Here is a 21630-nt window from a genome sequence, read left to right as displayed (position 1 = left end):
AGCCTACAATGGAGTTAGAATAAAAAACAAAAGAGGAGGGGAGTAATTGAGAAGAAAAATAAAATATTTTTTTGGATTTATTCTGGGAAGCTTTTTTCTAATCCACAGCATAGCTTCTGTGTATGGCGCTGAAGTGTACAATGTTAACGGCAAAAATGTCTACTACAATTACCCGCCCATAACAATCGTGATAAACGGCGAGAAACAGAGCCCTCCAATGAAGCCTCTCATGTTTGATGACAGAGTATTTGTTCCCGTGAGATTCGTATCAGAAAAAATGGGTGCCAAAGTTGATTATGACAATACAAAAGTCACAATTACCTACATGGGAGACAAAATTACCCTCTACTTTTACAAAGACACGGCATATATAAATGATAAGCCCATTAAACTGGACGCTTCAGTCAAATTAATAAATTACGGCTATACATACGTACCTCTGAGGTTTATCGGGGAAGCTTTAAAAAATGACGTTAACTGGGATGGTAAGACAAAAACTGTATATATAACTTCAAAAGAGCAAAAAATTTCAATGGACGTGGTAGTAAATGGAGATAGAGTGAATGTGCGAACGGGTCCTGATACAAAGTATGATGTCATAACAACAGTAAGCAAAGGGGAAGTACTGAAAGCCTTAGCAAAATTAGGAGATTGGTATAAAGTTCAATTAAAAGACAATAAAGCGGGCTGGATTGCGGGGTGGCTGGTAATTCCAAAAGACCAGGCGCAGCAGTCTTCTCAGAATCCCCCCAAAGAAGAAAATAGTCCTAATACCACTTCTTCACAGCAGAAGGATGCTTCTTTGCCCAAATATTACACTGTTGAAGATATAAAATTTAACAAACAAGGCGATTTGAAACAGGTAGTCATCTCTACAAATTCTTCGGCTTACAAAGTGACAAAAGACTCAGCGAAAAGCGCTATTCTTGTAAATTTGGACAACACGGTTTTGAAAGAAAGTTTTCCAGCAATGACACTTGACGATGATGTAGTAAGAGGTATTATCCCAAGCCAGGTATCATCTACAGCTGTTCAAATAGCAATTACACTTAATAAAGATGCCAATTACGATTTAGTAACGCAAAATGGCAAATTGATAATAAACATAATTCCAAGTGTACAAAACGTTCAAAACCCTCTTCCACCTGCTGATACTCCAAAGCTTTCTCTACCGCCTCTGATGGTGAGTGGAAGCGTAGTAAACATAAGAACTGGTCCTGGAACTCAGTACGATATTATAACACAGGTAAATAGAGGAGAAATTTTAGAAGCATTAAATAAATCAGGAGACTGGTATAACGTTCGCCTTAAAGACGGTACAGTAGGTTGGATTTCAGCTCTATACGTTACGGTTTACGATAAAGCGGAAAAGAAAGATTACGTGGTAGGAGCAGACAGGCGTACAGGTACCACACCTTCTAGAGGAGATATAGGCCAGGCGCTTTCCATATTGCCTTATGCTGGAAAAGGCGTGTGGTACAGCATATACACTACTCCACCTACAGCGTCAGATATAAGCCTTTTTGCGGCTTCCAACATAACTCACATTTATCTTGAAGTTGCAACCTCCATATCAGGATTTCCTGATAAGTGGAAGGCATGGCTAGACAGTGTGCTTCCAGCAGCTCACAGAGCAGGCATAAAAGTTATAGCTTGGCTTTACACTGACCTAAAAAATCCCTCTTATGACGCTGACCTGACAGTACAGGTAGCGACATACGTTACCCCCAGCGGCCATACAGTGGATGCTGTTGCAGCAGATATTGAAGAGTTGCCTCAAAAAGACCCAGTAAAAGCTGCTCAGATAGTTGAGGACTATGCGAAAAAAGTGAGAAGTAAACTACCTTCAAATGTATCCTTTATAGCAATCACTTTCCCGCCTCAGTATAGGCCAAGTTATCCTTATGCCACAATGGCAAAATACTTTGATGCAATAGCTCTTATGGACTACTGGAACATATCGAACAGAACTTATACTTATGATGATGCAAAAAGCTTTGTAATGGACTCTGTAAATATTGTAAGGACATTGGCTGGAGATGATGTTCACATAGAAGTGATATTGCAGGGCTATGCAGAAAAAGGCTTAAGCCTTCCAACTTTAGAGGAGCTAAGAGGAGGAATTGACGGAGCAAGAGAAGCAAATGCAATAGGATATTCTGTCTACAAATGGAACACCCTCACTGATGAACACAAAAACTTATTTGCAAATTATTAAGGAGTAGCTTTTTGGCTACTCCTTAAATAATTTTATCCAGCAATACTGCTAACTCTTCTCTAGTCAATGTCTTTTCAGGCGATTTAAACATATTTTTATCAAGACTATTTAAATCAAAAAACTTCTTTATAACATCAAATGCTTCTTCCCAGGTGACAGGTTTTTGAGGCCTAAAAGTATTGTCCTCATATCCCTTCATAATTTCGTTATTCACTACATTTACTACAGCTTTGTAATACCACGCATTTTTAGGCACATCTTTAAAATACACTTCTCTTTCTAAAACTTTTTTCTCCTTCAAAAAGATTTTATTTATCAAAGAAGCAAATTCTGCCCTTGTGACAGGTTTCTCAGGTTTAAAAGACCCGTCTTCATATCCTGCGAAAATTCCCTTCACTATTGCGCTTAAAATATCTTTTTCAAACTGCCTTCCTTTAATATCCCAAAAAGGGATAAAATTTATGCCGTGACTTAATTTGTTAATTTTTTCCACTATATCCTGGCCTGTATCAGAATCCCGAACAGTGATTCTTTTAAGCTTCATTATGTTATCCCCGTAATAATTTACTCCTTCCTGTATTCTAAATGCCATCTCAAAGCCCACTTTTCTCGCTATTTCATCGCTTATCTTATTTCCTGCCCCAAAGGGATATGCCAGGCATATAGGTGCTCTTCCTATTTTTTCTTTAATTATCTCTCTTGAGCGCAAAAAGTCTGTATAAAGCCTTTGCTTATATTCTTCCATTGTTTCAAGATGTCCATTTATTATCACAGGTCCCATCACCTTAGGAATTTTCTTGAAGCCATTTGATCTGTAGTCGTGAAGGTCATAAGTATGGCTTTCAATCTCTATAACTCCACTATCTGCCATTTCTTTTGCCTGTTTCCACGTAAAATGGGGCACAGATACACTTGGCTTTTGTTTATTTACCTCATCTGGCACATAACTCACTATGATGTTTATAGCTGCTTTCATACCCAGCTTTTTAAGTACAGGATAAGCATAAGTATAATTACTCAAGTACCCGTCGTCAAAAGTTATTACAATAGGCTTAGGAGGTAAAGGCTTATTATAAAGCACAAAATCTCTTAGCTCTTCTAAAGTTATAGTATGATATCCCGCTGCTTTCAAATAAAGCATTTGCTTTTCAAATCTTTCAGGGTCAACTATCACTCCTCCGTATTTTTTTGAATCAAAAGTTCCTTCCTTTTGAAGGTGATGATACATCAAAACGGGTACAAAAGGCCTGTTTGACTGTGCTTTTAGCTCTATTGTTGGTACTGATACTGCAAGAACCAATGCAACTGCTACTACAAAAAAAATTAACCTTTTCCTCATACTCTTCAACCTCTCCACAAATTTATCACCAATATATCACAAGATTATCACAAATATGTTACAGAAATATTAAAAAAATATTAAATCGAATTTAGGAAAGAGGAAAAATTGACTAAATGGCGAATAATATATTATCAGTACCATCTGTTGACGAGGAAATAAATAATGTTAAACCAATATTACAGAAATATTACAAATTGGTAACAATTATTGACTCGCAGTAGGGGGGATGATATAATATAATCAGGTTGCGTATCCAGTAGCGTACCAATATCTCTAAAATGTACTTACATAGGTAAAAATTTTTGAAAGGCGCAAGCCTTTCAAAAACAAAAATAAAAAACCCTTTTCAAAATTAAAGTACAAGGAGGAGGATTAACTGTATGAAGAGCCTCAAAAAGTTAATAGCGTTCGCCGTAAGCTTCGCATTGGTGTTCAGCGCTATGGCAGTAGGCTTCGCAGCAACAACGCCGTTCACCGATGTGAAGGATGATGCGTCTTACGCATCAGCAGTGGCTCGACTGGTGGCTCTTGATATTACAAAGGGTGTTGGGGATGGCAAATTTGGAGTAGACCAACCAGTTACAAGAGCCCAAATGGTAACATTCGTCAACAGAATGCTGGGCTATGAAGGCTTGGCAGAAATGGCAAAAGCAGAAAAATCAGTATTCAAAGATGTACCACAGAATTACTGGGCAGTAGGTCACATCAATCTCGCTTACAAGATGGGATTAGCTAAAGGTGTAGGCGATGGCAAATTCGATCCAAATGGACAATTAACTTATGCACAAGCATTAGCATTTGTGTTGAGAGCTTTAAATTACAAGAATCTTGAATGGCCTTACGGATATATTGCTCAGGCACAAAAATTAGGATTAACAGCAGGTATAAATGTAGGATACAATGACATAATTAAGCGTGGAGACTTGGCAATAGTATTAGATAGAGCTTTGGATTGCACAGTTGTAAGTTATGATGCAAGCGGGAACATTGTAGTAGATCCTAATACAGGATTGCCAAAGGGACAAACATTGTTGGCATCAGGTTTAACATATCTTGGATATACCCAAATAACAGGTGTAGTTACAAATGTAACTGCAACACAGGCTACAGTGGGTTCAACGACTGTTAATGTTGGTTCTGTTGACTTTAAGTCATTAATAGGACAAAATGTAACGGTCTATGTGAAAAACGGTACTGCACTTATAGCGGTTCCAACTGGCAATACAATAATCACAACAACACAAATTACTAATGATACAGTAGCGGGAACGATATACTATGTTGCATCTGATAATACAGTAAAAACAATACCTGTAGCAGATAATAATGTAGTGATATACAATGGCCAAACTCTTACGACAAAGCTTTCTGATTCTACTACATTGGAATATGTAAAAGGTTCATCAGCAACCTTAATTGACAATAACAATGATGGCAAGGTTGAGTATATCATTGCAACTAAATATGCTGCTCCTGAAAAGATTAGATTTATTGACGCGACAAATAAAGTAGTATATGCTAATGGCACATATAATTTAGGTGCAGCAAATGTAACTTATACAATAACAAAGAATGGTAAGGCAGCTACTTTTGCTGACTTAGCAGTTGGAGATGTAATCCAAGTAGCAGCATCACCTAACAATTTAATATACAATATATTAGCTTCCAGCAACACAGTAACAGGGAAAGTAGTAGAAGTAAAACCATTAACTCAGACTATTAAGTTGGATAATGGTGCAGAATATGGATTTGCTACAGGTGCCCAAGTAAACACCAGCAATTTTACTCCCGGTAACACCTATACATTATACCTTGATCCTAATGGCAAGATATATGATGCAAAAGCCGTTACAACAACATATGCAGCTAATTATGCATATGTAGTTGCTAAAGGTTCTACAACAGACGCATTTGGTAATACAACATATAAATTCAAGATTGTAAAACCAGATGGGACAACAGCAGTATATGATTTAGTAAATAATGTAACAGCATATGATGGTACTGTACAAACTGATGTATACCAAAACATTTATAGTGTAGTAGATATAAACTCTCCGATAATCTATGATGTAAATGCAAATGGTCAATTTACAAATATAAAGAAAATAGACTTAACTGTAACAGGTACTGCTGCTGTGAATCAGACTAACAAAACATTAACAATCAATAATACAACTTACTATGTAACAGATAGTACAGTAATTTATCAAGTATATGACACTACTGTAAAACCGATCAAATTTGCTGACATTGGTACAGGTGATAAAAAAGTTAAACTTTCCACAACAGGCTTATTCAACCAAGTACAGTATTTGGAAGTCAATGATGTAATAACTCCGATAACAACTGCAACAGTTGGTGTGTACAAAGGATATGCATTAGTTGCTGGTGGTTACAAACTCTATGTAAATGTCAATGGAACAGATACTGCTTATACTGTATTGACCACTACAACACCTACATTTGTATACGGCGATATTATCACCTTTAGTGTTGATTCTCAAGGAAATGCCTATAATATAGCTCTTGCTCCTGCTGCAAATACAGTAAGTGGCGAAGTATATGCAATAAGCAATGCATTTATTAACATTGCCGGAACTGTAAAACCAATAGATCCAGCAGTTAAGGTATTTAAGCTTGTGAAAGATACAAGTGGCAATGTAACGGGTGTAACAGCAGCAAGCTTCGGTGAAATAGTACCACAACAGACAGATATAACAGGTGCAGTTGTTATAAATGGTTCAAATGTAAAAGCATACGCGGATCCAACAAGCGGAAAAGTTACTATTATAGTAATTCAATAAGTAGTTTAAAAAGAGTCCTCCTCCTTGGAGGACTCTTTTATTGCTCTAACAGGCTTTACGCCTGTTTTTATTTTTGGTTCTTTGTCAATAGTTGGGGTGGGTATTTTTTCTGAATGCCCACCTATAAATTTTCTTACGTTATATGATAATATTTGTAATTATTGGTTGCAATGAAAGATATAGCTAGAAATGTGAGCAGGTATTTACCTATGCTTTTTTGTCGAAGCTCTATAATATCCTTAAATATTCTCGTTGCTAAAAACACTGTTATATCAAGCATTGCAATATAATATCCTTTTCCTGAATCGGTAAAAATTTCTATAGCCGTATGCAAGTCTTTTTAGTACTTTAATTTTATTGTTATAGCCTTCTGTTACAGAATTGGTGTAAGGTATATCAAAGGCATTTGTTATTTCTTCAAACCAACGGTTAAATACCTGTATGCATCTTTTAAATTCATCAATTCTGCTTTCTTTAGTTAATTGCATCCATCTTTTTAGTTCTATTTTTGCTTCCTTTGAATTTTTGCATTTTAACACTCTATTACTAAATTCTTCTTTTAAAAAGTGTGCCATTCTTAAGTCGTCACTGTACCAAAACATTATTTCCAGCTTTTCTTTTTGTTCGGGCGTTAAGGTATCATATTTTGCAAGAAGCAGCTTACGGCTTCTTTTAAAATATCTCCTTTTATCTCTTGCTAGCTCTTTTTGCACTCTTTTCCTTACATTTTCTATCGCCCAATATACGTACCTTGTAAAGTGAAATTTGTCTATTGCTATCTTAGCTCCTTTGAAATATGTTTTTACTGTTAATAAAAAAGGTTTCCACATGTCTATAATAACCCACTTCACTTTCTTCCTGTCTTTAAATCTTTTGAAATATTCACTTAGATCTTCTTGTTTTCTGTCTTTTAAAATATCTAGTATTTTTCCTCCTTTTGGATCGACAATAATACAATGATATTTCCTGCCTCCAGAGTTTCCTTTAAATTCATCTATACTGATAACTTCAGGCAATATCTTATAATCAGGTTCCACTCCTACTGTATCTAAAAGTCTCATCACTGTCGTGATTGATACTCCTGTAACTTCAGATATCTCTTTCATGCTTTGTTGTTTTTTCAGTTGTTGTAGTATGTAAATAGATAGTCTGTTGGTCATTCTATGGTAACGTGGTAAATAGTCTAAATGTTCATAGAATCTTTTACCACAGTGTTTACAAACATATCTCCTCTTCTTTAGTACTATCACTGTTGGTTTCCCGAATAATGGCACATCTTTTATTCTTTGTACTCTATAATCAATGAATCTTAGACGTTGTTGCCCCGCACCTTGGACAAATATGTGGTTTCTGTTTCATCTTAATATGTAGCTCTATTCTGTTGTCATTCTCTATTATATCTTCCCAAATTATATCTTCAGATTTTAAGAAATTTGTGATATAATTACCTTGCACTTATTCTGATGCCTCCTTTTGTTGGGTTGTTTTTAACCACTTCTATTATAGCAGGCATTCAGAATAAGTGCTCTCTTTTTTATAGATTTCTTTTTCCCCACCCCAACATTTATTATAGAACCTTATTTTTTGCCTATTGACAAATCAAAATCGGTAGTATATAATCAAAATTAAGCAAAATCATTCATATTTGAGCGGAAATAAATTGAACGGATGTGAATGAATATGAGTGTATCTGATAAGATGTTTGGAGAGGAAAGGCGTCTTAAAATTGCGGAGATTATAAGTAAGGATAAAAGTATAAGCGTGGCAGAGCTCAGTAAAATCTTTAACGTTTCTGAGTCTACAATAAGAAGAGATTTGCATGTGCTGGAGGAAAAGGGTTTCATACAGAGGACTCACGGTGGAGCTATTTTAAAAACTGGTACTCACTATGAGCCAGCCTTTTTTGAAAAGGAAGAGGTGGAGCTTGAAGCAAAGAGAAAAATAGGAAAAATTGCTGCATCCCTCATTGAAGAAGGGGATACTATTCTTTTAGATTCAGGGACAACCACCTTGGAGATTGCGAGAAACTTAAAAAATATGAGGCTTACTGTTGTCACCAATTCTCCTTTAATTGCAATAGAGCTTTCAAAATATGAAGATATTGAGCTAATCGTTACAGGTGGCATACAGAGGTGGAGGACTAGGGCTTTAGTTGGTCCCATTGCAGAGATGGTAATAAGGCAGTTTAAAGTAGACAAGGCTTTTATAGGTACAAATGCTATATCTTTTGAGGATGGGCTTATGACTCCAGATTTGATTGAAGCAAATACTAAAAAAGCGATGATTGAAGTTTCAAGTTTAGTTTATGTAGTGGCAGACCACACTAAGTTTGGCAAAAAGTCTTTTGTAAAATTTGCAGATCTTAAAGATATCACGGCAATAATAACTGATGATGAGATAGATTATGAGGTTGTGAAAAAGTATGAACAGGCAAATGTAGAGATACTAAATTTTGAAAGGGATGAAGATGATGATAACAACAGTGACAGCAAACCCAGCAATTGATAGGACAGTGATTGTGGAAAATTTAAAGCCTGGCAGTGTGAACAGGGTGATTCGCTCAAGAGTTGACGCTGGAGGGAAGGGGATAAATGTAGCAAAAAACTTAAAAAACCTCGGGGATGAGGTAGTTGCCTTGGGCTTTTTAGGTCCCAATGCTAATTATATAATTGACTGTCTTGAAGAGGAAGGAATAAAGAGCGATTTTGTGAGGATAAAAAATGATACGAGGACGAATATAAAGATTTCCGATATTTCAAGAGGAGAAGTGACTGATTTAAATGAGTATGGTCCTGAGGTAAGTGAAGAAGAGATAAAGCTTCTTAAGGAAAGCATATTTAAATATGCAGAAAAATCTAAAGTGCTTGTACTATCGGGAAGCCTACCACTGGGAGTACCTAAGACTTTTTATAAGGAAATAATTAAAGAATTAAAAAACAGCAATTTAAAAATTATTCTTGATGCTGACAATCAAGCTCTTTTGTATGGCATAGAAGAAAGGCCTTTTATGATAAAACCTAATGTGCATGAGTTGGAGGATGTGGTAAGAAAAAGGCTTGAGACTCTAGAAGAAATTATTGAAGAGGGGAAAAAACTAAACAAATTGGGCATAAAAATAGTTGCAATTTCTATGGGAAGCAAGGGAAGCATTGTTATAACTAATGATGCTGTATTTAGAGTGAAACCTCTAAAAGTTGAAGTGAAAGGAACTGTCGGGGCAGGGGACGCATACGTTGCAGGCTTTGCCCATGGGATATATAGAGGACTTTCTCTTGAGGAGACAATAAAAATAGCTGCAGCGTTGTCAACTTCTGTTGTCATGAAAGAGGGTACAAGAGCAGGTACTATTGAAGAAGTAAATGCATTAAAAGACAAGATTGAGATTGAGAGGATAGAAAGGTGAGGAAAATGGAGATAAAAGATGTTTTAGATGAAAAGATGATGGTTTTTGATTTAAAGGCAAAGACAAAGGGAGAAGTACTAGAAGAGCTGGTTAAGGTTTTAAAGGAAAATGATGTAGTAGATGATGAAAAAGGTTTTTTAGAGGTTGTTAAGAAAAGAGAAGAGGAATTTTCTACAGGAATAGGCTATGGAGTAGCAATACCTCATGGGAAGAGTAATCTTGTAAAAAAGCCAGCAATAGTATTTGGGAAGTCTCGCCAAGGAATAGACTATAACTCAATGGATGGCAAACCTGCCCATTTATTTTTCTTGATTGCTGTGCCAGACAATTCAAATGAGCTACACCTTAAAGTTTTGGCTGAGCTTTCAAGGGCTTTGATGCATAAGGAGGTGAGAGAAGCGCTGGAGAAAGCTTCTACACCGGAAGAAGTCATAAAAGCTTTTGAAAATTAAAACTGAAAGAGGGGAGTAAACATGAAGAAAATTGTTGCGGTAACGGCTTGTCCTACAGGTATTGCCCATACCTATATGGCGGCTGAAAACCTTCAAATGGCAGCAAAAGAGATGGGAGTTGACATAAAAGTAGAGACTCAAGGGTCAATAGGTGCAGAAAATGCTCTTACAGAAGAGGACATAAGAGAAGCGGATGCTGTTATAATTGCTGCTTCCACTAAGGTGGACAAATCAAGATTTGCTGGGAAACCTGTTTTAGAAGTTGGCGTGGAAGATGCTATAAAAGATGCAAAAGGGCTTATTGAAAAAGCTTTAAAGATGGAGAAACCTACTGACTATGTGGAGAAAGTACAGGAGATTCACAGAGAAAGAGCTGCTCAGAGAACAGGAGCTTACAAGCACCTCATGACAGGCGTTTCCTACATGATACCTTTTGTAGTTGCAGGCGGTATTTTAATTGCGCTTTCTTTCTTCTGGGGATACAAGGCTTTTGAAGTGGAAGGAACTCTTCCTTGGGCCTTGATGAAGATTGGCGGTGGTTCAGCATTTGCGCTGATGGTACCAATTTTGTCAGGGTATATAGCATTTTCTATAGCAGATAGACCTGGCCTCGTTCCTGGTATGGTAGGTGGTATGCTGGCAGTATCAACAGGTGCCGGATTTTTAGGCGGTATCATTTCGGGATTTTTAGCAGGATATACGGTAGACTATTTGAAGAAGTTAATAAAACTGCCTAGGACTTTAGAAGGTTTAATGCCAGTATTGATATTGCCGGTATTGTCTACTTTAATAGTAGGACTTTTAATGATATATGTGATTGGTTCACCAATGAAAGCTATTATGACATCTTTGACTAACTGGCTTACAGGGATGAGCTCTACAAATGCGGTTATTTTCGGAGCAATATTAGGACTTATGATGGCTTTTGATATGGGTGGTCCTGTTAACAAGACAGCTTATACCTTTGCAACAGGACTTTTGGCCTCCAATGTTTTTACTCCAATGGCAGCAGTTATGGCAGCTGGTATGACACCGCCACTTGGGCTTGCACTTGCAACAGTCTTGTTTAAAGATAGATTTACAAAGGAAGAGATAGAGGCAGGTAAAGCAGCTTGGGTATTGGGAGCATCTTTTATAACAGAAGGTGCTATACCTTTTGCAGCAGCAGACCCATTTAGAGTAATACCTTCTATAATGGTGGGTTCTGCAGTAACAGGTGCACTTTCAATGCTTTTCCACATTGAATTAAGAGCTCCTCACGGAGGCATATTTGTGATACCTATAACTGTTTCAAATCCACTTCTTTATATTGGTGTGATAGCAGTCGGTACAGTTGTAACTGCCTTAATGGTTGCACTTCTTAAAAAGAAAGTAGAATAAAAATTAGGGCAAGCTCTTGTTTGCCCTCATTTTTTTATTTGTTAAAAGGATTTTGCACTCTTACTTTACCAAAATACTGCCCTGAATTTAAATCCTCGCTCCATATTATTTCACAATCAAGATTAACTGCACTGACAATTATCAACGAATCCCAAAAAGAAATCACATAGCGTTGGGAAACTCTAATTGCTTCCAGGATATCTTTAATATCTATCACACTCAATTTCCAACTTCTAAGGTCCGAAATAATTTCTGCAGCTTCTAGTCATAAAAATTGACAAACGGATTTAAATATGTTAGAATTTTCGATAGAATATATACTTTTTTAATTCAAGGGACGATGAACTTATACACAAAGGTTGAAAGCCCCTTGGTGGGATTCGCTCACTGCAAGACTAAAATCAGTCTTGCATAGTTAGACGCCGAAACAATGGTGTGTATAAGTGAGTTAACCAATCAAGAATTAAAAAGTATTCCCCAAAGCATTAGCAGAGGGGATAGAGGGTGTGGGGTTACACCCAGTTAGGCTGAATATAGCCTAACAAAGAATAGTGTTTAATAAAATTTTGAACAGTTTTTAATACTTTAAATACTATTCATAACCTAAATCATCTCTGCTCCACGTGATTTTGCCTTCTGTACCCAGGTCAAAACCTTTTTCTAATATGCTTATATGACGCAGCTTAGCTCTCTCATACAAATCTTCTTTTCTTACTATTTCTTCTAGTGTTTCTGTTAAAAGGCCGGATACTGATGTTTGTCTGTCTATGGCTATATGTTTTATCTTTTGCAATAAATCCTTAGGTAAAGATAGTGTGATATTTTGCATTTCCTTTTTTCGTTTACTTTTTTTCATAAAATTCCCTCCTTCCACGTAATCTAGTATATCACATTTTTACGTGTAACTCAATTGACAAATTGTATTTTCCCTAGCGTATAGATTTTCTTTACTACTGACGGAGTACTACTATATGCATAGTATACATGGTATAATATCTATAAAGTAAATTTGTTGTATGAGTTGAGGAGAGTTGAAAGCATGAAATTTATTAGGAAGGTTGCAAATAGTGATATATTGGCAGATATAATGGAGATTCCGGAAGAATTAAGAGGGAAAAAGGTTGAAATAATTGTCCTACCATACGAAAATATGGAGGATGTAGATTCAAAAGAGCAAAAAAGACGACTGCGAGGAGCATTATCAAAATATAAAAATGAAAAGCTTATAGAAAAAGAGAATGAAGCTTGGGCAAGTGCGGTGATGTAAAACAGTAAAAGTAAAAGAGGCAAGCAGTAACTTGCCTCTTTTACTCTATATCAATTCTTCTTTTTTTTGGCTTGCTCGGATGGAGTTTTGGCATTGTGATTTTGAGTATTCCATTTTCAAATTTAGCTGTGGTCCTTTCAGGGTCCACTTCTGCGGGTAACTCAATTCTCCTCGCGAAGCTTCCATAATATCTTTCTCTGATGTAATAGTTTTTGTCCTCTTTTTCTTCGTCTACTGAAGTCTGCCCTTTTATTTCCAATATGTTGTCGTAAACATTTATTTCTATATCTTTTTTGTCAACTCCGGGAAGTTCAGCGGTTGCGATTATTTCTGTTTCTGATTCTACTATGTCTACTCTTGGCCTTGAAAACAGACCGGATAGGGAAGGGAAATTTATGTCAAAGATGCTGGGCAGGTTTCTTATATTGATGTCAAAGGGCCAGTCCCACCAGTCTCTTCCTCTTCTCATTAAGCTCATTTTACATCACCTCCATATTTTTCTATTATTTATTATAGCACATTGATAAATTTTTGCAATTATTAGGATTCACAAAAACTTCACATTTAATTCTTATTTTTATATTCTTTTTGTGGTAAAATTTATGAGGGCATGTAGAAAAGATATGAGGAAGTGGTGGAATGAGGCCGGATGAAAAAGAGGTAGGCAAGTTGTACTTTTCTGTTATGGTTCTTTTCATAACTTTGGGATATCTGGTTCAAAAAGCGTCATTGTACATAGGGATATTGATTACTGAAATTCTATTTGTGTTAATTCCTGTAATTGCTTATCTCTTAATTAAGCGCTATGATGTAAAATATGTGCTAAGGTTAAATCCTTTAAAAAGTGAATTTGTCCTCCTTCTTGTACTCATTGCTGTTGCTTCCTGGGGTGTGTCAGGATTTCTGGCAGTTCTGACAAATTATTTTCTTTCAAAGCTGGGGAAAGTTCCTGTGATGCAGATTCCTCCTGCTCAGGACCTTAATGAACTTATTATTCAATTAATAATTTTTGGGCTGGTGGCAGCCTGCTGTGAGGAAATTTTTATGAGAGGCCTTGTAATGAGAAGCTTTGAAATGAGAGGATCCATAAAGAGCGTTGTTATTACAGCAATTTTATTTGCCATGCTTCATTTGAATGTGCAAAATTTTTTAAGCATATTGTTTTTGGGAACTATACTGGGGTATGTGGTTTACAGGACGGATTCTATATTTGCTGGAATGATAGTGCATTTTACAAATAATGCTATTTCAACTATTTTGTCTTACTTTATTTCTCAGTCAGGTATGGCTAATGTATCAGGTGTGGAAAGAATAAGCATACCTTTTTCGGCGGTTTTATTCTACGGTGTCATTGCAGTTTTTTCAGGGATGATTCTTTATGCTCTTTTGAGAAGACTTACTGCTATGACTACACCGTATGTGATAAGAGGAGGTACAGGGGTAAAAGAGGATGTAAAAGTCTTTTTATACTGGCCTTTTTTCTTTTCTATTTTAATATTTGTGTATAGAGTCACGTGGCAAATGGTAAAAATAGCCCAATAAAAGGTGTTGACCTTTGTGAGATAATAGGGTAGAATATAAGTAAATACGGATGCAATCGGTTTCATATAGGTGGTGATGAGAATGAATGTTACAATTAAGGATGTAGCGAAAAGAGCTAATGTAGCGCCTTCTACGGTTTCCAGGGTTATTGCGGACAGCCCTCGCATTAGCAAGGAGACAAAGGAAAGAGTCTGGAAGGCAATGGAAGAACTGGGGTACTACCCAAATGCCATTGCCAGAAGCCTTGCCAGCAAGGTGACAAATACTCTAGGGCTTATTATGCCCCGTTCAACAGAAGAAGCTTTTTCCAACCCCTTTTTCCCTGAGGTCATGAGGGGTATAAGTGTTGTAGCTCACAGGGAAAAATATGATTTGCTTTTGTCAACCTCCGGGAATAAAGAAGAGGAAAAAGAAGCGGTTATCAGGATGGTAAAAGGGAAAAGGGTGGATGGGATAATTCTTTTGTCCTCAAGAACTACAGATGAGCTGATACCGTGGTTAAGGGATGAAAAATTTCCTTTTGTGGTGATAGGCAAACCTCTTGATGCTAGAGGTGTTTACTGGGTTGACAATGACAATATAGGTGCTTCCAAGCTTGCCACAAATTACTTGATAAAGCATGGGCACAGGGAAATTGCTTTTATAAGCGGTTCGCTGGAGTATGTGGTGAGTTTGGATAGGTTGGATGGTTATAAGCTGGCTCTTGAAGAAAATGGGTTGACTTTTAAGAGGGAGCTGGTGGAGCAGGAGGAATTTTCTGAAGACGGCGGATACAGGGCTATGATGAAAATACTTGAGAGGGCAAAGCCCACAGGAGTAGTTGTCACAGACGATGTGATGGCTTTTGGCGTGATAAGAGCTGCTATTGACAAGGGATTTAGAGTGCCGGAGGATATTTCTATAGTAGGCTTTAACAATATTCCTTTGTCTGCTTTTGCCAATCCACCTCTCACGACGATAGATATATCCACTTTTGAGCTGGGGATAAAATCAGCAGAACTTCTAATTGCAAGGTTAAAGCAAAAGGAGATTGAATCGGACCATATAATTGTGCCAGTAAAGCTTATAGAGAGAAAATCTTGTGTTTCCAGATAGAGGTGAAATTTTATGAGTAAAAAGCTGGCTGAAAATCTAGATATATATGAGAAAGAAATAGAAAAATTGAAAAATGAAATTGTAAAGAGGTTTAGCCCGGAAAGAATAATTTTATTTGGATCTTGCGCTGAAGGAGAAGAAAATTTAGAAAGTGATATAGATTTGTGTATTATTATAAGTACAGAAAATAAAAGGGAAATGAAAATGAAGATATATGAAATAGAGCACGATATTCCAATAGATGTAGTAGTTTATACCCCTGAAGAGTGGGAAGAACACGTGCAACACAAACAAAGTTTTGCCCACCTTATTAACACTAAAGGGGTTGTATTATATGACAGAGGAAAAATATTATCAAGAATGGTTTAAGAAAGCAGAGCAAGACTTAAAAGCAGCAAAGATTCTTTTAGAATTTGATGATATGTATGATACGGTAGCTTTTCATTGCCAACAGGCAGCAGAGAAGTATTTAAAAGGCTACTTAATATATCAAGGAACGTCTATTAGAAAAACACACGATTTGACTGTTTTATGTAAAATGTGTGCCGTGTATGATGAGGGCTTCATGAATTTTTTTGATGATTGCAAATTTTTAACTGTTTTTTATAACGAGGTCAGATATCCATTATATGAAGTGAATGAAAAAATAACAAAAAATGAAGCAGAAAAGGCTTTTAGTGCGGCAAATAAAATTAAAGAATTTATTTTGGATCAAGTTAAATGAAAAAGGAGAAGACTTATACAAAGAAGTAAATCTTCTCCTTTATTTTTTGTTTTCTTCTAGAAATTTTTCTCCTACCTCGTATATGTTGCCAGCTCCTATTGTGAGGACTAAGTCACCTTCTTCTGTGTTTTCTTTTAGATATTCTACAATTGAGTCAAAATCCTTTATATAAAGGACGTCCTTTCCTCTTTTGAAGATCAAATCTACTAAATCTTTTGAAGATACTTCTCCTGTGTCTTTTTCTCTTGCGGCATATATGTCGGTTATTATTATTTTGTCAGCAGCATCAAAAGATTCTGCAAAGTCAGAGAGCAAAGCTTTTGTCCTTGAATAGGTGTGGGGCTGGAATATGGCTATTATCCTTTTGTGAGGATAATTTTTCGCGGTTTCAAGGGTTGCACGTATTTCTGCAGGGTGATGAGCGTAATCATCTACAACTGTAACCCCTTTTACTACTCCTTTGACTTCAAATCTTCTGTGGGTGCCTTTAAATTCTTTTATATATTCTTTAGCCTTTTCTGTGTCAACTCCTAGAAGGTAAGTTACAGCAAGAGAAGCGAGGGCATTGTATATATTGTGCTTGCCAGGAATGGAGAGCTTAAAATGCCCCATAAATTTTCCTCTGTAGTAAGCATTAAAACTTGCACAGCCTTTTTCATCGTAAATTATATCTTTTGCCTGCCAGTCGCTTTCTTCGTTAATGCCGTATGTTACGATGTTTTTGTCTAAGCCTTTTATCACATGCATTGTATTTGCATCGTCTTTGCAGGCTACTACAAAGCCATCTAGAGGAACAAGGCTTGCAAATTGTCTGAAGGATTGTTTTATATTGTCAATGTTTTTGAAGTAGTCCAAGTGGTCTGAGTCTACGTTTAGTATTACAGCTATGTAGGGATAAAACTTGAGGAAGCTATCTGTGTACTCACAGGCTTCTGTGACGAAATATTCGCTTTTTCCTACCCTCACATTTCCGCCTATTGCATCTATTTCTCCTCCAACCAAGACCGTTGGGTCATAGCCTGCTCTGTCAAGTATTACTGAAATGAGAGAGGTTGTGGTGGTTTTTCCATGGCTTCCTGCAACAGCAACACCAAATTTGTATTTTTTCATTATAAGGCCTAGAAGTGTGGCTCTGTCTATGATAGGAATGCCCAGTTCTCTTGCTTTTTGGTATTCTACATTGTCATCGTGTATTGCAGCTGTGTAAACCACCAAGTCGGATCCTATTACACTCTCTGCCATGTGCGGGATGTTTATCCTGGCACCTTCTTTTTTTAGCCTTTCAATCAGGTGGGAGTTTTTTATGTCTGAACCTGTTACTATATGCCCTTCGTTTAATAATATGTGGGCTAACCCGCTCATGCTTATACCGCCAATTCCAATAAAATGAATTCTTTTAAATTTTTCAAGATCTATTTCCATAAAATGCACCTCTCGTTTCTACTTCATATTATTGCCATCGTATGGTTAGAATATGCTGGAGACCTTTTTGCTGTCACTGTTTTATAAAAAAATTATACCACATGTTGCAGAAAAGTGAACTTTTAAATATAATTTTAGTATAAAAGTTTGTGAATTGGAGGTAAGTTGATGGAAAAGTATAAAAGGTATGAGAGGCTTGTGGCTCTTCTCAAATTTTTTACTGACAATCCCAACAAATTGGTAAACCTCGAGCAGTTTATGGATATGTTTAATATAGCTAAGTCTTCGGCTTCAGAAGATATAGATATTTTAGAAGAGATATTAGAAAAATTTGATATGGGGAAATTGATGACTTTTCCGGGGGCTGGCGGAGGAGTCAAGTATATCCCTGTTTCAAGTTTAAAAAGCTATGTACCTTTTGTGAAAGAGGTATGTGAAAAGCTTAAAGACCCTTCAAGGATAATTCCAGGGGGTTTTCTGTACACAGCTGATTTGATTTATTCTCCCCCCATTGTGAGTAAAATTGCTGAGGTTTTAGTGTATCCCTTTATTGAAAAAGAGATTGACGCTGTTGTTACTGTGGAGACAAAAGGGATACCTATTGCCCTCATGTGCGCAAGGGTTTTGAATGTGCCACTGGTGATAGTGAGGAAAGACAGCCGTGTGACAGAGGGATCATTTGTGTCCATAAATTATGTGTCAGGCTCTCAAAGGCATATAAGGTCTATGTCGTTGGCAAGAAGGGCTCTTGACAAGGGAGCAAAAGTCCTTTTGGTGGACGATTTTATGAAGGCAGGAGGCACTTTAAAGGGGATGACAGAGCTTATGGAAGAATTTGATGCTCATGTTGTGGGGGCAGGAGTGATGATTGCGACAGAGGAACCTAGGGAGAAGTTGATAGACAATTACATCTCTATTTTTGTGTTAAAAAATGTGGAGGAAGATAAGAATACTGTAGAGATAGAGATAAGCGACTGGATTTTAAAATAAAAATTTTTTATTTCATGAAGGAAATTTTAAGTTTTTGGCGAATATATTAAAGAGAGGAATAAGCCTGGTTCTTGCGGAGATTGCAAGAAAAAGATAGCAGTCAATGAAGCGAGCAGGGCAGTTCCTAATTCAACATAGGTGCATGCTTCAGGAAGGTGGTGAACTCAATGAAGATTACAGACGTAAGGGTGAGGAAATTAAACGACGAAGGCAGGATGAAAGCAGTTGTTTCTGTGACCTTTGACAACGAATTTGTGGTGCACGACATCAAAGTTATAGAAGGGCAAAATGGCTTGTTTATTGCTATGCCTAGCCGTAAAACTCCTGAAGGGGAGTTTAAAGATATCGCTCACCCTATAAACTCAGATACGAGGAATAAGTTGCAGAAGGCTATCCTTGAAGAATACGAGAAAGCAAAAGGAAACAATTCTAACAAGGAATAAAAAGGAGCTTGTCTCCTTTTTATTTTTTTGTTGAACTTTGCGGGAATTATAGTTAAAATAGTATAGGGTGGAATAGTAGATTTTTTATAGAAGGTGGGTAAAGTGGAAGAGCTAGTAAGTGTGATTCTGGCGGCTGGGTTAGGGAAACGAATGAAGTCAAAGTATCCAAAGGTTGTTCACAAAGTGTGTGGCAAGCCAATGGTAAAATGGGTAGTGGAGGCTAGTAAGAAAGCAGGCAGCAAGGAAGTAATCGTTGTAGTGGGGCACGGCCGGGAAATGGTAGAGGAAGTGCTTGGGGATGAGGTGAAGTACGCATACCAGAAAGTTCAGCTTGGAACAGGTCATGCTGTGATGATGGCAGAAGAGTTTTTGCCTCTTGAGGGAATGGTTTTAATACTCACAGGGGATACTCCTCTTATCACTTCTGACACCTTGAGAAAGCTTGTAGAGTATCACATCAGCGAAGGAAATGATGTTACTATTTTATCTTCTATTTTTGACGACCCTACAGGCTATGGAAGGATAATAAGGGATGAAAGTGGAAACGTTGTAAAGATTGTGGAAGAAAAGGACGCAAGCGAAGAAGAAAAAAGAGTAAAAGAGATAAATTCGGGGATGTACGTTGTGGATATCGCGAAATTGAGAGCTGCTTTAAAGGAGATAACTAATGATAACGCTCAAGGAGAATACTATTTGACAGATGCTGTAGAGATTATAAGGAATATGGGAGGAAAAATTGGTGCTGTAGTTGGGGAGTCAGAAGAGATAATAGGAGTAAATTCCCGAGTTCAGCTCTCTGTTGCGGAAAAGGTGATGAGAAGGAGAATAAATGAAAAGCACATGGAAAATGGAGTAACGATAATAGACCCAGACAGCACTTATATAGATGCAGAAGTTGAAATTGGACGGGATACAGTTATCTTGCCTGGAACTATTCTGCAGGGTAAGACTAAGATAGGGGAAGACTGTGAAATAGGGCCTAATTCGAGGATTGTGGACTCTACCATTGGAAATGGATGTAGTGTCACGTATTCGGTAGTGCTCTCATCAAGTGTGGGCAACAATGTTAAAATAGGGCCTTTCGCCCACATAAGGCCTGAATCTGTTATAAAAAATAATGTCAAGATTGGCGATTTTGTTGAGATAAAGAAGTCTGTGATTGATGAGGGGAGCAAAGTGCCTCACCTCACTTATGTAGGAGATGCAGAGCTTGGGAAGAATGTCAACATGGGTTGCGGTTCGATCACTGTAAATTATGACGGAAAGCAGAAGCACAAGACCATTATAGGAGACAATGTGTTTGTGGGTTGCAATGTCAACCTTGTAGCACCTGTGAAAATTGGCAATAATGCGTATATTGCTGCGGGGTCTACTATTACAGAAGATGTGCCTGAAGGAGCCCTCGCCATTGCGAGGAGCAGACAGACCAATAAAGAGGGCTGGGTAGAGGAAAGAATAAAAAAAGGGAGGCTTTAGTGTAAAAATGGCGAGGTATACTAACTCACTTAAGATTTTTACGGGAAATTCAAATCCTAAGCTGGCCAGTGAAATAGCTGAACACTTGGGTCTTAAACTGGCAGATTCAGAAGTTGGCACATTTAGCGATGGAGAAATAAGTGTGAGAATAGGGGAGAGCGTAAGGGGAGCAAGCGTTTTTGTGATTCAGTCGACTTGTGCTCCTGTGAACAACAATTTGATGGAGCTTCTCATAATGATTGACGCTTTCAAAAGAGCTTCAGCTGCTGAGATTAACGCAGTCATACCTTATTACGGATACGCAAGGCAGGACAGGAAGGCAAAAGCTAGAGACCCTATAACTGCTAAACTGGTAGCTGACCTCATCACAGCAGCAGGAGCCCACAGAGTAGTCACGATGGACTTGCACGCTCCTCAGATTCAAGGGTATTTTAACATTCCTGTAGACCATCTATTAGGTGGGCCTATTCTTGCCAAGTACTTCATGGATAAGGAATTGGGAGATGATGTGGTGGTTGTGTCTCCTGACCATGGAAGTGTGACAAGGGCCAGGTATTTTGCAGAAAAATTAAATGCTCCTCTGGCCATCATTGACAAGAGAAGGCCAAAAGCAAATGTAGCCGAGGTTATGAATATAATTGGCGATGTCAAGGGTAAAAAAGCGATACTTGTAGACGACCTAATTGACACTGCAGGAACGCTTGTACAGGCGGCAGAAGCCCTTTTAGACCACGGAGCAGTGGAGATTTACGCCTGTGCAACACATGGTGTGCTTTCAGGTCCTGCCATTGAAAGGCTTAAAGAATCTCCTATCAAGGAAGTTGTCATAACCGATACCATTCCTCTCCCTGAAGAGAAGAAAATTGACAAGATAAAAGTAAGGTCAGTTGCGCCGCTTTTTGCAGAGGCAATTTTGAGAATACACGAAGGGATGTCTGTCAGCAAGCTTTTCACTTAAGGCACTTTATGTGCCTTTCAGACTGTTGACAAAATATCGGGAACCCGTTATTATGAGAAGGGTTCCTTGTTTTTTATGAAGCAAAAGAGGAGAGGAGAAGGAAGATGTTAT

At 37.5% G+C, this 21630-nt stretch carries 20 protein-coding genes and 1 pseudogene; 15 read left to right on the top strand and 6 right to left on the bottom strand.

The window, feature by feature from the left end; all coding sequences use genetic code 11:
- Positions 1 to 46: 46 nt before the first annotated feature.
- Entirely contained in the window at positions 47 to 2218 is a 2172-nt protein-coding gene (locus tag EV203_RS09200) for a stalk domain-containing protein (protein ID WP_132040191.1), read from the top strand.
- A 22-nt stretch (positions 2219 to 2240) separates the two neighbouring features.
- Here the strand turns inward: EV203_RS09200 and EV203_RS09195 are convergent, their stop codons facing one another.
- Entirely contained in the window at positions 2241 to 3557 is a 1317-nt protein-coding gene (locus EV203_RS09195; protein ID WP_132040189.1) for an S-layer homology domain-containing protein, read from the bottom strand.
- A 383-nt stretch (positions 3558 to 3940) separates the two neighbouring features.
- Here EV203_RS09195 and EV203_RS09190 point away from each other — a divergent pair, with 383 nt between their 5' ends.
- Positions 3941 to 6367: an S-layer homology domain-containing protein gene (locus tag EV203_RS09190; RefSeq protein WP_132040187.1), complete on the top strand. Its 2427-nt coding sequence runs from the start codon at positions 3941 to 3943 to the stop codon at positions 6365 to 6367.
- A gap of 272 nt (positions 6368 to 6639) precedes the next feature.
- On the opposite strand, the pseudogene EV203_RS09185 reads toward EV203_RS09190, so the two are convergent.
- Positions 6640 to 7822, bottom strand: a pseudogene (locus EV203_RS09185) (ISL3 family transposase).
- Between the two features lie 219 nt (positions 7823 to 8041).
- On the opposite strand from EV203_RS09185, the gene EV203_RS09180 reads away from it, so the two are divergent.
- From EV203_RS09180 to EV203_RS09165, 4 genes are read left to right on the top strand one after another with little or no spacing between them, the layout of a single operon-like run.
- Complete coding sequence (locus EV203_RS09180; protein ID WP_132040185.1) at positions 8042 to 8872, top strand: DeoR/GlpR family DNA-binding transcription regulator; 831 nt, start codon at positions 8042 to 8044, stop codon at positions 8870 to 8872.
- Positions 8838 to 9770 (top strand): 1-phosphofructokinase, encoded by a 933-nt coding sequence (gene pfkB / locus EV203_RS09175; RefSeq protein ID WP_132040242.1) that lies wholly within the window; start codon positions 8838 to 8840, stop codon positions 9768 to 9770. The genes EV203_RS09180 and pfkB overlap by 35 nt, the downstream gene beginning before the upstream one ends.
- A gap of 5 nt (positions 9771 to 9775) precedes the next feature.
- Positions 9776 to 10222, top strand: a complete 447-nt coding sequence (locus tag EV203_RS09170; protein ID WP_165911602.1) for a PTS sugar transporter subunit IIA — start codon at positions 9776 to 9778, stop codon at positions 10220 to 10222.
- A 21-nt stretch (positions 10223 to 10243) separates the two neighbouring features.
- Positions 10244 to 11602, top strand: a complete 1359-nt coding sequence (locus EV203_RS09165) for a PTS fructose transporter subunit IIC (protein WP_132040182.1) — start codon at positions 10244 to 10246, stop codon at positions 11600 to 11602.
- A gap of 34 nt (positions 11603 to 11636) precedes the next feature.
- On the opposite strand, the gene EV203_RS09160 is transcribed toward EV203_RS09165, so the two are convergent.
- Positions 11637 to 11825, bottom strand: a complete 189-nt coding sequence (locus EV203_RS09160; protein WP_341765405.1) for a PIN domain-containing protein — start codon at positions 11823 to 11825, stop codon at positions 11637 to 11639.
- 369 nt (positions 11826 to 12194) lie between these two features.
- The gene (locus EV203_RS09150; protein ID WP_132040180.1) at positions 12195 to 12458 is read right to left on the bottom strand and encodes a CopG family transcriptional regulator; all 264 of its coding nucleotides are present in this window, start codon (positions 12456 to 12458) and stop codon (positions 12195 to 12197) included.
- A 183-nt stretch (positions 12459 to 12641) separates the two neighbouring features.
- Here EV203_RS09150 and EV203_RS09145 point away from each other — a divergent pair, with 183 nt between their 5' ends.
- The gene (locus EV203_RS09145) at positions 12642 to 12869 is read left to right on the top strand and encodes a hypothetical protein (protein ID WP_132040178.1); all 228 of its coding nucleotides are present in this window, start codon (positions 12642 to 12644) and stop codon (positions 12867 to 12869) included.
- Positions 12870 to 12909: 40 nt separating this feature from the next.
- On the opposite strand, the gene EV203_RS09140 is transcribed toward EV203_RS09145, so the two are convergent.
- Positions 12910 to 13347 carry an Hsp20/alpha crystallin family protein gene (locus tag EV203_RS09140; protein WP_132040176.1) on the bottom strand — a complete coding sequence of 146 codons (438 nt, stop codon included), beginning with the start codon at positions 13345 to 13347 and terminating at the stop codon, positions 12910 to 12912.
- 161 nt (positions 13348 to 13508) lie between these two features.
- On the opposite strand from EV203_RS09140, the gene EV203_RS09135 reads away from it, so the two are divergent.
- From EV203_RS09135 to EV203_RS09120, 4 genes are all read left to right on the top strand, one after another.
- Positions 13509 to 14411, top strand: coding sequence for a CPBP family intramembrane glutamic endopeptidase (locus EV203_RS09135; protein WP_132040173.1), 903 nt, complete (start codon positions 13509 to 13511; stop codon positions 14409 to 14411).
- An 81-nt stretch (positions 14412 to 14492) separates the two neighbouring features.
- A complete protein-coding gene (locus tag EV203_RS09130) occupies positions 14493 to 15506 on the top strand; it encodes a LacI family DNA-binding transcriptional regulator (protein WP_046159957.1) in 1014 nt (337 codons plus the stop codon).
- A 12-nt stretch (positions 15507 to 15518) separates the two neighbouring features.
- Positions 15519 to 15875, top strand: a complete 357-nt coding sequence (locus EV203_RS09125; protein WP_132040171.1) for a nucleotidyltransferase domain-containing protein — start codon at positions 15519 to 15521, stop codon at positions 15873 to 15875.
- The gene (locus EV203_RS09120; RefSeq protein ID WP_132040169.1) at positions 15841 to 16230 is read left to right on the top strand and encodes a HEPN domain-containing protein; all 390 of its coding nucleotides are present in this window, start codon (positions 15841 to 15843) and stop codon (positions 16228 to 16230) included. The genes EV203_RS09125 and EV203_RS09120 overlap by 35 nt, the downstream gene beginning before the upstream one ends.
- Positions 16231 to 16269: 39 nt before the next feature.
- Here the strand turns inward: EV203_RS09120 and murC are convergent, their stop codons facing one another.
- A complete protein-coding gene (gene murC, locus EV203_RS09115) occupies positions 16270 to 17652 on the bottom strand; it encodes a UDP-N-acetylmuramate--L-alanine ligase (protein ID WP_132040167.1) in 1383 nt (460 codons plus the stop codon).
- Positions 17653 to 17820: 168 nt separating this feature from the next.
- On the opposite strand from murC, the gene purR reads away from it, so the two are divergent.
- From purR to EV203_RS09095, 4 genes are all read left to right on the top strand, one after another.
- Positions 17821 to 18642, top strand: a complete 822-nt coding sequence (gene purR, locus EV203_RS09110; protein ID WP_031314287.1) for a pur operon repressor — start codon at positions 17821 to 17823, stop codon at positions 18640 to 18642.
- A gap of 167 nt (positions 18643 to 18809) precedes the next feature.
- A complete protein-coding gene (spoVG, locus tag EV203_RS09105; protein ID WP_132040165.1) occupies positions 18810 to 19085 on the top strand; it encodes a septation regulator SpoVG in 276 nt (91 codons plus the stop codon).
- A gap of 102 nt (positions 19086 to 19187) precedes the next feature.
- Positions 19188 to 20561: a bifunctional UDP-N-acetylglucosamine diphosphorylase/glucosamine-1-phosphate N-acetyltransferase GlmU gene (glmU, locus tag EV203_RS09100; RefSeq protein ID WP_132040163.1), complete on the top strand. Its 1374-nt coding sequence runs from the start codon at positions 19188 to 19190 to the stop codon at positions 20559 to 20561.
- 7 nt (positions 20562 to 20568) lie between these two features.
- A complete protein-coding gene (locus tag EV203_RS09095) occupies positions 20569 to 21519 on the top strand; it encodes a ribose-phosphate diphosphokinase (RefSeq protein WP_011026572.1) in 951 nt (316 codons plus the stop codon).
- Positions 21520 to 21630 lie beyond the last annotated feature (111 nt).

This window comes from Caldanaerobacter subterraneus, from assembly GCF_004345675.1.
GTDB lineage: Bacteria > Bacillota > Thermoanaerobacteria > Thermoanaerobacterales > Thermoanaerobacteraceae > Thermoanaerobacter > Thermoanaerobacter subterraneus.
Note: the sequence above shows the minus strand (reverse complement) of the source record. Positions and strands in the feature narration are given on the sequence as shown.

Bases quoted from the DNA above. Each gene is read 5' to 3' on its own strand.
- EV203_RS09195 (WP_132040189.1), bottom strand. From the start codon at position 3,557: ATGAGGAAAAGGTTAATTTTTTTTGTAGTAGCAGTTGCATTGGTTCTT.
- EV203_RS09190 (WP_132040187.1), top strand. From the start codon at position 3,941: ATGAAGAGCCTCAAAAAGTTAATAGCGTTCGCCGTAAGCTTCGCATTG.
- EV203_RS09180 (WP_132040185.1), top strand. From the start codon at position 8,042: ATGAATATGAGTGTATCTGATAAGATGTTTGGAGAGGAAAGGCGTCTT.
- pfkB (WP_132040242.1), top strand. From the start codon at position 8,838: ATGATAACAACAGTGACAGCAAACCCAGCAATTGATAGGACAGTGATT.
- EV203_RS09170 (WP_165911602.1), top strand. From the start codon at position 9,776: ATGGAGATAAAAGATGTTTTAGATGAAAAGATGATGGTTTTTGATTTA.
- EV203_RS09165 (WP_132040182.1), top strand. From the start codon at position 10,244: ATGAAGAAAATTGTTGCGGTAACGGCTTGTCCTACAGGTATTGCCCAT.
- EV203_RS09150 (WP_132040180.1), bottom strand. From the start codon at position 12,458: ATGAAAAAAAGTAAACGAAAAAAGGAAATGCAAAATATCACACTATCT.
- EV203_RS09145 (WP_132040178.1), top strand. From the start codon at position 12,642: ATGAAATTTATTAGGAAGGTTGCAAATAGTGATATATTGGCAGATATA.
- EV203_RS09140 (WP_132040176.1), bottom strand. From the start codon at position 13,347: ATGAGCTTAATGAGAAGAGGAAGAGACTGGTGGGACTGGCCCTTTGAC.
- EV203_RS09135 (WP_132040173.1), top strand. From the start codon at position 13,509: ATGAGGCCGGATGAAAAAGAGGTAGGCAAGTTGTACTTTTCTGTTATG.
- EV203_RS09130 (WP_046159957.1), top strand. From the start codon at position 14,493: ATGAATGTTACAATTAAGGATGTAGCGAAAAGAGCTAATGTAGCGCCT.
- EV203_RS09125 (WP_132040171.1), top strand. From the start codon at position 15,519: ATGAGTAAAAAGCTGGCTGAAAATCTAGATATATATGAGAAAGAAATA.
- EV203_RS09120 (WP_132040169.1), top strand. From the start codon at position 15,841: ATGACAGAGGAAAAATATTATCAAGAATGGTTTAAGAAAGCAGAGCAA.
- murC (WP_132040167.1), bottom strand. From the start codon at position 17,652: ATGGAAATAGATCTTGAAAAATTTAAAAGAATTCATTTTATTGGAATT.
- purR (WP_031314287.1), top strand. From the start codon at position 17,821: ATGGAAAAGTATAAAAGGTATGAGAGGCTTGTGGCTCTTCTCAAATTT.
- spoVG (WP_132040165.1), top strand. From the start codon at position 18,810: ATGAAGATTACAGACGTAAGGGTGAGGAAATTAAACGACGAAGGCAGG.
- EV203_RS09095 (WP_011026572.1), top strand. From the start codon at position 20,569: ATGGCGAGGTATACTAACTCACTTAAGATTTTTACGGGAAATTCAAAT.